Below are 9,417 nucleotides of genomic sequence, written 5' to 3'. Positions count from 1 at the left end.
GGGCAGATCGCCGAATGGAATGTCGATCTGAGTCATTATTTCCGTTCTTGCGCCGATGAGTTCGACTACGGTTCGATAGAAGCAGTGTTGCGAAGTGAGAGCCAGGAGCCCACGCTGCTGAAGAAGGTGGAAAAGTGACAGGTAGCCAAACCGCCGCGCAGTATGACGAATTTCGACGGTCTGGCCCGCCAGATCGGCAGCGGTCGGTCAGGAGGATCCCCCGGGAGAACCGATCCCCGAATACGAATTCGATCAACGCGTCTCCTGCTAGCGGGTTGTTCCGCACCCCCCGCAGGGCGTGAAGCTCTGCCGCCACCCCAAGCCATATCAACTGCTGAGCCCTGGTCACAGGATGCGCCAGATCCGGTTCCCGGCTGCGCGTACCTTGGATTTCCTCTCCTTCGCTCGCCCGATCAGCGAAGCACTGCTCACTCGGCGATGAACGCTGCGCTGCGGCGGCCGATCACGCGCCAGCCGCTTTCGAAGTCCTGCCGGCGCTGCGCCGCACGCGGCAACCTGGCCCGCGCAACCCGACCGCTTCTCGCCAGCAGCGCTCCAGCAACGCACCGCGGAACTGCCCGCACCAACCGTAGCGACAATCGACCGGGCACTCGCCGCCTGCACCTGGTCAACGAAGAGGAGAGCGAACGCCCCTGCCCGCGCTTCGACACGGTAGCGCGCGCATCGGCGTCGGACGCCGCATGATCGGCGCGATGCCCGCCACCGCCGGGTCTCGACGGTTCGCCAGGCAAAGCGGATGGAATCCGGGTGTGGCGGGCGCTATACTTCCGCGCTTGGGGTCGTCCGCTCCCGCTTGCTCCCGTTCCCCCGAGTGGTGCCGCCAATAGGCCGCGACGACTCGATTCGGCGATCATCGTCAAGCGAAACCTCGCCATCAACTCCGCTTCGCTCACCGATGACTGCTCCAAGAAAAAGTGCGGCCGCCCCACCGATGATCCATCGCATCGCGCCGGATCGATCGCTTGCCGAGCCCAGTTATCTGCAGATGCTGCGCAAGCTGTCTGCATTGATCGATTCCGGGGAAATCGCCGACGGCGAGAGCCTTCCCTCGGAGCGCGCCCTGGCCGGAATGCTGAACCTCAGCCGGGTTACCGTCCGGCGTGCGTATGAGGAACTGCGCGCCAGAAACTACCTGGAGACGCACGGCCGTGCGGGGGTGACGGCCAGGACGCCACCCCGCCTGACGCCACGCCTTGGCCGACTGAAGGGCTTTACCGAGGAAATGCACGAACTGGGCATGGTCCCTTCGAGCCGCTTGCTCGAACATGGCGTAGTCACCGACCGCACGCTCGCCTCGCTCTTCGGCCGCCCGTCCACCGCCCCGTTTTTGCGCCTGGTGCGCCTCCGCCTGGGGGATGGCATACCCTTGTCACGCGAAGTCGCGTGGTATGACCTCACCGCGGCGCCGGCTCTCGCCGACTGGGATATTCAAGGTTCGGCGTATCACTTCCTGAGCGAGCGTTGCGGCATCGCCCTGTCGCATGGCGAGCAAACCATCGAGGCAGTCATGAGCAGCGCGCCGGAGTCCGCCGTATTCGAATTTACTGCGCCGTCGCCCTGCTTGCTGATGAAACGGAAGACATTCAGCAAGACCGGGCAAATCGTCGAGTACGTCGAAGGCACTTTCCGCGGCGACGCCTACGCCTACCGCTTGACGCTCAATCTGGACCCGCCGGCTTAGCGCGGCCGAGCAAGTCCGCCAGTTCGGCCTTCCGCGGCAGATGAGCGAAGATGCCAGCGCGTGCAGCCACGTGGGCACCACAGGCATTGCCGAAACGAAGCGCCGCCGACAGCGCTTCGCCCCGCGAAAGCGCGTCGACCAAGCCGCAGCCGAAGGCGTCGCCGGCGCCGGTCGCATCAACCTGTTCTATCACAAAGGGAAGCGCCGCGGCCATCCGACCAGCCGCGCCAAGAGCAACGCTCCCGTCTGCCGCCAGCGTAACCGCGAGTACCCGACCACGCCAGCCGATTCGCGTCGCCAGGCCAGGCAAGCGTGCCGACCACTCCGCCCGCGACCAACGGACGGCGTCCGGGAGGTCGAACAACAGCGCTGCCTCCTGGCTGTTGACCACCAGCACGTCGGTCATCGCCAGCAACTCACGGTCGATCGCGCGCCAGGGCGAAGGGTTGAGATACGTTGGAATACCGTAGCAGCGGGCCAGCCGGAACGCGTGGCGAATCACCGTGTCGGGCAACTCGAAGTGAGCCAACAGCCAATCTGCCCGCGCCAATTGCGCCGCAGCCCGCTCGACATGCTGCGCGCCGAGCAAGGCGTTGGCGCCGAGATGGACGGCCAGGAAGTTGCCGCCATCCGACGCGATGAAGCCGACGCCAAAGCCCGAGGCATCGCCCAAGGTCAAGAACAGCTCATCGCGCATTCCCTCAGCGACCAACGCCCGGCGGACCGCTTCGCCGGCGTCGTCGGCGCCGACCGCCAGCAGCATGTCCACGTTCGCACCCAGTCGATGCAAACCGAGCCCAAGGTTCAAGCCTTTGCCGCCGTGCTCCCGAAACACTCGCTTGGCGACGAGTGACTCGCCGGAATCCGGCAAACGATCGACGGAAATGAAATGGGCGTTCATGTAGTTGCCAAGAACGAATGGACGCACTGCTTGCTCCTCCGGTTACGTCTGTTTGGTATTGTTATGGTATTGTATCGGCGCTATCCAAGGCGCCCAGGATAGCTTGTCACGACCAGGAGTCTGGGCGCGCTTTCGACCTTCACACAGGAGAGCAAAGATGCGGCCATCCATTGTTTTCGACCCGATCGCGGCTGCGCCAGCCGGCGACCCTTCACCTTGTTTCAGCTTGGCCCAGCGCGTGCTGGAGACGACGAAGAAGTCCCTGCCGCGGGCAGCCTTGCTGTGCTGCGCTCTTCTCGCCGGGCAAACCGTGCGCGCCGACGTTCTGGATTTCGACGATCTGGTCATGAATGCGTCCGGGGTCTTGAACGTCCCGACCCCTTACAAAGGCTTTCTGTGGGGCACCGTGGGCGATACCGACCTGTTCGCCTGGGGCGACTCCAGCTACGCTGCCGCCAACAGCTACGGCAACAGCTACAACTCTCCCTCCGGCGAGAATCAGGCATCCAACTACGCCGGCCCGGTGCTCGGCCGTCTGGCCAACGGCAAGGCCTTCGATTTCAACGGTGCCTATTTCTCGACCTTCACCATCTACGATGCGCTGCAGTCCGATTCCGCCGCGCTCCTCACTCTCGAAGGCTTCAACGGCGCAACGCTGGTCGATAGCCTGACGGTCAATCTCGCTATCGGCTACAACTGGGTACAGGCCGATTTCCGTGGCATCACCTCGCTCCGCCTGAGCGGCAACAATTCCGTCGTCCAGCCCCACCAAACGCGCTGGATGATCGACGACTTCACGTTCAACGCCACATCCACCGGGGTTCCCGAACCGGCCACACTGCTCCTCGCGCTCTCCGGATTGGGATTGATTGCTCGTTGCCGACGCGCCATCAGCCACGACTGAACGCGACATCCCTCCAGGCGCCGAGATCGCCGCCGGATCGCTGCCGACCTCCGGCAGCGGCTCGTCGAGCGCCGCTTCGTATGACCAGTCCGCCATTTCGCTCTCGGCCGTCAGGTCATCTGCTCGTGCTGCATCTGCCCAGTGCTTACCCGGTCAAGGAGCCACTGGCCCAGGTCTGCCAACGGCCATGGAGGTGGCCCCATTTGTTTGTCCAGCACAGACGCTTCGATAAGTGGAGCCCTGCTAGCTGCGGCCGGCTGACCGGTGATGCGGTTGGTCTTGACCTTCTCGGATCTTATCCAAACCGGATGGAGCTCGCTGGAGCTTGTGAGCGAAGCGACCTGCGCTGGGAGAATCGCCAGCCTTTTCAACGGCAAGCGGCCCGATGCGCCAGTGCATCTTCGACCAATCCACGGAGCCCCTTCCTCATTCTCAGGCGGCGTTTCGAATGGCCGACGCGAGGGCCACGAAGCAGGCGCCGCCGCAGGCCTTGAGAAACACCTCTTCGTCCTTGACCGTCTTCCACAGGCGATCGACAAAGACCTTGCCACGCCAGGGCCCTCTGCCGCCGATGCTGATCCCGAGGTCGTGCGCTTGGAGTAGACCAATGGATTCGTCGGGGCTGGACGGGCAAGCCTGATCGGTGTTGAAGATCTCCGCTACCCGTCGCGGAGAATGTCGCGCACGGCATCGAAAGAGAAGTCCTTCGTCACGATCTTGGCGAGCCGCCAAGCAAGCACGCGCCTTGAGGTCCAGTCGATCACGGCGAACAGATGGAGAAACCGCGGTGCAGCGGAATGTCGGCGATGTCCGCCGCCCACACCGGATTGGACCGCTCGACGGCATGCTCGCGCCGCAGAACTGAATGAACCTCATCACCCCGCGGCTGACGGGACGTGTTGGCCTTCCGATAGAGCGTCTGGATGCCCATGCACGCCAACCACCGGCGCCTTGAATGCCCGCGTTGGGTGCCGCCTGGACCTTCTCTTCGTGCTCTCGCTTGAGTTGCGGCTGCTTCCGCAGCCGTTCGCTGGGGCAAGAATACCACTTATCGTGCTGTCCGAATTTCCGGCGCCACAGCTCCGAGATGCCGCACGGCAAGCCTCGGCCGGTCGTAGTAACCGGGTGAAGCAAGAGGAAGTCCGGCAGCATTGACGATACACACGGCTTAGCGCGTCGGCTCGCGCAGGTCCGCCGGCAGTTCCAGCTCGGGGTGGCGATGGCGCAGCAAGGCAAGCAGGCGCTGCGCTTCGGCAAGCTGGCCTTGCGCGCGCGCCGCGCGAATTCGCCGAATCATGTCGTCCGCAGCGTGCTCGCCGGCCATCGCGCCATCCGCCACGGCCGGCGCGGCGCGTTCGCGCAATGCAGCGGCTTCGCTGACACGTTCGGCTGGTGCAGCGGATGGTGCAGCGGAAAGCGGCGCGGCCACGGGCGGTGCGGTCGCCGCCGGCAGGTGGACGGCGCCGGCACCGCCCGCTGCGGCCGGTGCCGGACTGCCGGCCGGCGTGCCGCGCGGCGGATCGGCTGGCGACGGCGCGGCGGTGGCGCGCGAGGCGGTCGGCGCAGCGACCGTCGGATGCGTGCCGCTGCTTCCTGACCTGCCCGGATCGCCGCCGGGCCTTGCGCCATGCTCGCGCGCGCGCTGCGCAGTCGCGGGCGAAGCCGGCGCTGGGCCCAACGCCTCGGCGTCGGCGGCAGCCGGAGCAAGCGAGCGAGGCGCCGGCGTGCCGGGCGCCGGGCGCGCGCCGGACGCTGCGGCGGGCGCTTCGCTGGCTTGCTGCGCATCGTGCACCAGCCAGCTCAAGCTGCTCGACAGAACGACCACGGCGGCCAGCGCGAAGCCGGCTTGCCAGCGCCACCAGAACGAGCGGCGCCCGGCCGCCGCACGCGGCAGGTTGGGCGCGCCAGGCGGCGCGGCGGTGTGCACCGCGGCGAGGACGGCGGCGTCGAGCGCCGCAGGCGGTGCCGGGTGCTCGACTTCGCGCCATAGGGCCGAGACTTGCCGATCGCGCTCGTTCATCGCCAGACCGCCAGTGCGCTGCGCAGTTTCGCCTGGGCGTAGCGCAACCTGCTCTTTGCCGTCTCGCGCGGCACGCCCATCGCCTGGGCGATTTCGTCCAGACTGAGCTCGCCTTCTTCGGCGAGCAGGAAGGCTTCGCGCTGCGGCGCCGGCAGCGCCTGGACGGCGGCGAGCAGCGCGGCCGCCGCCTGCTGGCGCTGCACGCAGGTCAATGGGTCGAGTTCGGGCGCTGCCGGAATCTGCTCGAGCGATTCATCGTCGTACTCGACGAGAAGGTGCCGCGCATGCATGCGGAAGTGATCGATCAGGCGGTGATGCGCAATGCGAAACATCCAGGTCGAGAACCTCGCCGAACCCACGAACTGGCTGCGCGCGGCGCTGATCCGCAGCCAGACATCCTGAAACAGTTCATCCGCTTCGCTCGGCGCCTGATGGGCCAGGTAGCGATAGAGGCGCAGCCGCCAGCGCGCGTAGAGCGCGGCGAAAGCGGTCTCCTCGCCGGAGCACCAGGCGTGCATCAGACCCTCGTCGGTACGCAGTTCGTCCAGCTCGACCTCAGCCCGGCAAGACGGACGCGGGCGCAGTGTGCGATCCGGCCGCTGACGCTAGCCGCTGGTCGCCGCGCGTATCCGGCGCGCGGCGCCGGCGCCCGGGTGAAATCTGTTCGCTCTGCGCCACCGCGCTCCCCGCTCGTGAAGATCGGCGCCAATGGTAGCGTGAACACTCGCCGTCACGAGGGATCGGGAACGAAGCCGTTTTCCGCCGGGAACGGGCGCGGCCGGGTTTGCGGTGGACGCACGGTGGGCGGGATGATGCCGCGCGCCAACAGGCGCTCGCGCGCGTCGTAGCGCAGGGCGACGACCTGCTCGGGTGAACTCGTCGCGCGCTCGAACGAAGTGTGGCGCGTCGGCGCCCATTGTCGTTCTCCGTGCCCGGTGCCCAGCGTCGGCGCTGCGCTGGCCGCGCTTTCCGCCATCCGGCTGGACGCGCCACCGGCGCTGCCGGCAGCGTCGGCGACCTCGGCCGACGCGGGCGAAGCCGGCTTGGCGCGCGCTGCGGCCGGCGGCCGCTCGCGGAACGCCGCCAGGCCAATGACGCCCACATCGTGCGGACGGCCGGTACGCGCTGCGTAGGAATCGGGCAGCGCAGTGAAGTAGAACGCGGCCACATCGTTCATGCTCTTGCGCCAGCCGGCAATCTCGGCCCGCCCATAGGGCTCGAGCACGTAACCCGACTGCGTGCTCGCCGCGCTTTCGCCACTGATCACATTGACGCCATCGACCGAGAGTACCGCCAGTACGCGCTCGCCGCTACGGTTGCTGATGCGCAGCGCATAACGCTCGCCTGGCGCACCGGCGATCCAGTTTTCCCCACGGTGCGGGTAACGCGGCAATACCTGGCCGCTCGCGCGACTCACCACTTCCAGTTCGACCAGTCGTGGCGGCTGCGCCGCGAGCAGGCTACAGGCGGACAGCAAAACGCACGACAACATGAGCGCACGCATGGTATATCTCCTTCGGGGGTTGAACATGGACGCGTAGACGCGCGTGTCGGTCGGATGGGGTTAAACCGTGCAAGCTCCCGCGATGGCTGGCGACCAGGCGGAGCAACGGCGGACATCGATCGACTGGCGACGGCCGGCCGGACTGTCCTATAGTGGCGGTTGTCGCCCGGCCGCCGGATGCCGCCGCTTCGTAAGGGAGAACAAGCCATGTCTGCAGCCCCTGATTCCGCCACGGCGCAAGCCGGTGAGATCAGCCTCGACGCAAGCCAACTGCGCCCCGGCGTACACGTCCGTTTGCCGGTTCCCTGGATCGAACATCAGTTCATGTTCAACTCTTTCGTCATCGCCGACGACGAGCAGGCACGCCTGATCGCAGCGATGAACCTGCCGCAGATCTTCTGCGACCCGACGCGCTGCCGGGTTCCGCCGCTGCCACGCCAGCCGCCGGGCGAAGAGGCGGCTGCCGACCCGGCCGCGAGCGCCGCGGAGAGCGCCCGCCTGCGCGCGGTAGCGGCAGCGCGCATGGCCGAGAAGCAGGAACGCTCGCGCAAGATGACGCAACTGCGCGAGCGTCTGGACAAAGCGCAGCAGCACTTCGTCGGCGCCGCGAAAGCGGTTGGCGGCGCGATTCGGCACTTCACCACCAACCCGCGGGAGGCGGTCAGGCAGGTCGACAAAGTCAGCGCCGAGTCGACGGCGGCGCTGCTCGCCGACCCGGACAGCGCCATCGCGCTGATCGCCGAGAAGGCGCAGGACGATGGACACGCAGCGCACGCGCTCTCGGTGATGACGCTGGCGCTACTCATCGGCAAGCAGGCGCAGTTGCCGGAAGCTGCCTTGCGCGCGCTCGGCATTGGCGCTCTGTTGCACGATATTGGCAAGGTGACGATCAATGCGTCGATCCTGCGCAACAACGAGCGCAACCGGCACGAGGAAGCGATCTATCAGAACCACTGCCGCGCCGGGCACGAACTGGCGGCGCGTGCCGGCAACCTGTCGCAAGCGATGCTCGACGCGATTCTGGCGCACCACGAGCGCTTCGACGGCAGCGGCTTCCCCGACCGTCTGGCCGGCAATGCCATCCCGCTGGCGGCGCGCCTGGTCGCCATCACCAACCGCTTCGACAATCTGGTCAACCCGGTCGATTACCGCTGTGCACTGTCCCCCTCCGAAGCGCTGTCGGCGATGTGGACGCGCGAGAAGAAGGCTTTCGATGCGACGCTGCTGCAGTTGTTCGTCCGCGCGATGGGCGTCTATCCGCCGGGTTCGATCGTGCAACTTGCCGACGGCCGGGTCGCCGCCGTCGTCGGCTCGGCACCGCCCGGCAAGCCGCTCAAACCCAAGGTTCTGGTCTACGCGCCGGAAGTACCGCGCCGACAGTCGATCATGGTCGACCTGGCGGAAGACGACACGATGAGCATCGAGCGCCCGCTGCGCCTGCAGGAGCGTCCAGCCGAGGAACTCGACTACCTGCTGCCCCGCCGAAAGATCAACTGGTCGTACCTGGCCGACCAGCGCTGAGTCGCGCCCGTTTGCGCCGCTAACCGCCGACGCGCGGGCTCACCGCGTTCGCTGAGCGTTTTCGCGCGGCGCCTCCGGCTTCGATTCGAGAACGGTGTACTTCTGATAAATCCGCGCGTAGTCGCCGCGCTCGCGCAGTTCCTTGAACCTCGCGTCGAACAGGTCGCGCACCTGGCGGTCGCGGAACAGGTAGTTGAAATAGATTTCGCCGAAGTGGTAAGTCTCGATGTCCTGCCAGACGTCGATGTCGGTCGTCTTGCCGACCTGATTGCGCCAATAGGCGAAGATGCTGGTGTCGATATGTAGCACCTCGACGCGACCGGCAAACAACATCATCACTTGCGCGCGCTGCTTGCTGTTTTCCTGATAGCGCTTGTTGCTCTTCACCATCGCCGCATACTCGTCGCCCATCACGTACTGCGCGCCCTGCCACGAGATGACGCTGTGCTTGGCCAGGTCGGCCGTGCGGGTGATCGAGAAGCGATTCTTCTTCAGGAAGACGGCGACGTTGTCGAAGCGTATGGCGGGAACCGAAAGAAAGCCGTCCAACTGGTAGAGCGCCACCGATTCGGGCCGCGCCTCGCTCAGCACATCGAGATCCTTCTCCTTGTACACCTTGAAGCGCCGCTCGTACGGCACATAGACCGGCTTGAACAGATAGCCCTCACGCCCCAAGGTCTGCCGCAGGATATCGAAGGAAATGCCCTCGAGCGTCTCCGGGAGCGCAAACGGGGCGTTGTCCTTGCCGAACGAGAGGCTCAGCACGTCGGCTGCGCCGACCCGACCCGCAAGCTGCCCGAGGATCGCGATCAGCACGACGACCAGCATCCGGCGCAGGCTGGCTCGCCCGGACTCGCTGGCGGGC

General features: G+C 66.3%; 10 protein-coding genes. 3 read left to right on the top strand and 7 right to left on the bottom strand.

Features of this window, described 5'->3' with window-relative positions:
• Positions 1 to 952: 952 nt before the first annotated feature.
• A complete protein-coding gene (locus Q1L59_RS15855; protein ID WP_288127683.1) occupies positions 953 to 1,702 on the top strand; it encodes a GntR family transcriptional regulator in 750 nt (249 codons plus the stop codon).
• Here the strand turns inward: Q1L59_RS15855 and Q1L59_RS15850 are convergent.
• On the bottom strand, positions 1,680 to 2,630 hold the full coding sequence (locus tag Q1L59_RS15850) for a PfkB family carbohydrate kinase (RefSeq protein ID WP_300334045.1): 951 nt from the start codon (positions 2,628 to 2,630) through the stop codon (positions 1,680 to 1,682). The two genes, Q1L59_RS15855 and Q1L59_RS15850, sit on opposite strands and share 23 nt — an antisense overlap.
• A gap of 211 nt (positions 2,631 to 2,841) precedes the next feature.
• On the opposite strand from Q1L59_RS15850, the gene Q1L59_RS15845 reads away from it, so the two are divergent.
• Positions 2,842 to 3,507, top strand: a complete 666-nt coding sequence (locus Q1L59_RS15845; RefSeq protein WP_300334043.1) for a PEP-CTERM sorting domain-containing protein — start codon at positions 2,842 to 2,844, stop codon at positions 3,505 to 3,507.
• 432 nt (positions 3,508 to 3,939) lie between these two features.
• Here Q1L59_RS15845 and Q1L59_RS15840 read toward each other — a convergent pair whose 3' ends face one another.
• The 5 genes from Q1L59_RS15840 to Q1L59_RS15820 all read right to left on the bottom strand — a co-directional run bounded on the left by Q1L59_RS15840 (position 3,940) and on the right by Q1L59_RS15820 (position 7,031).
• The gene (locus tag Q1L59_RS15840) at positions 3,940 to 4,239 is read right to left on the bottom strand and encodes a hypothetical protein (protein WP_300334041.1); all 300 of its coding nucleotides are present in this window, start codon (positions 4,237 to 4,239) and stop codon (positions 3,940 to 3,942) included.
• A 28-nt stretch (positions 4,240 to 4,267) separates the two neighbouring features.
• Positions 4,268 to 4,438, bottom strand: coding sequence for a hypothetical protein (locus Q1L59_RS15835; RefSeq protein WP_300334040.1), 171 nt, complete (start codon positions 4,436 to 4,438; stop codon positions 4,268 to 4,270).
• A 237-nt stretch (positions 4,439 to 4,675) separates the two neighbouring features.
• A complete protein-coding gene (locus Q1L59_RS15830; protein ID WP_300334038.1) occupies positions 4,676 to 5,527 on the bottom strand; it encodes a hypothetical protein in 852 nt (283 codons plus the stop codon).
• A complete protein-coding gene (locus Q1L59_RS15825; RefSeq protein ID WP_300334036.1) occupies positions 5,524 to 6,045 on the bottom strand; it encodes a sigma-70 family RNA polymerase sigma factor in 522 nt (173 codons plus the stop codon). The genes Q1L59_RS15830 and Q1L59_RS15825 overlap by 4 nt, the downstream gene beginning before the upstream one ends.
• A gap of 212 nt (positions 6,046 to 6,257) precedes the next feature.
• Positions 6,258 to 7,031: a hypothetical protein gene (locus Q1L59_RS15820; protein ID WP_300334034.1), complete on the bottom strand. Its 774-nt coding sequence runs from the start codon at positions 7,029 to 7,031 to the stop codon at positions 6,258 to 6,260.
• A gap of 207 nt (positions 7,032 to 7,238) precedes the next feature.
• Here Q1L59_RS15820 and Q1L59_RS15815 point away from each other — a divergent pair, with 207 nt between their 5' ends.
• Entirely contained in the window at positions 7,239 to 8,552 is a 1,314-nt protein-coding gene (locus Q1L59_RS15815; protein WP_300334031.1) for an HD-GYP domain-containing protein, read from the top strand.
• Between the two features lie 39 nt (positions 8,553 to 8,591).
• On the opposite strand, the gene Q1L59_RS15810 is transcribed toward Q1L59_RS15815, so the two are convergent.
• The coding region (locus tag Q1L59_RS15810) for an ABC transporter substrate-binding protein (RefSeq protein ID WP_300334029.1) at positions 8,592 to 9,417 on the bottom strand (826 nt) is incomplete at its 5' end.

Source organism: Accumulibacter sp. (assembly GCF_029255125.1).
Taxonomy (GTDB): domain Bacteria; phylum Pseudomonadota; class Gammaproteobacteria; order Burkholderiales; family Rhodocyclaceae; genus Accumulibacter.
The sequence above is the reverse complement of the archived record's forward strand: the minus strand, read 5'-3'. Positions and strand labels throughout refer to the sequence as shown.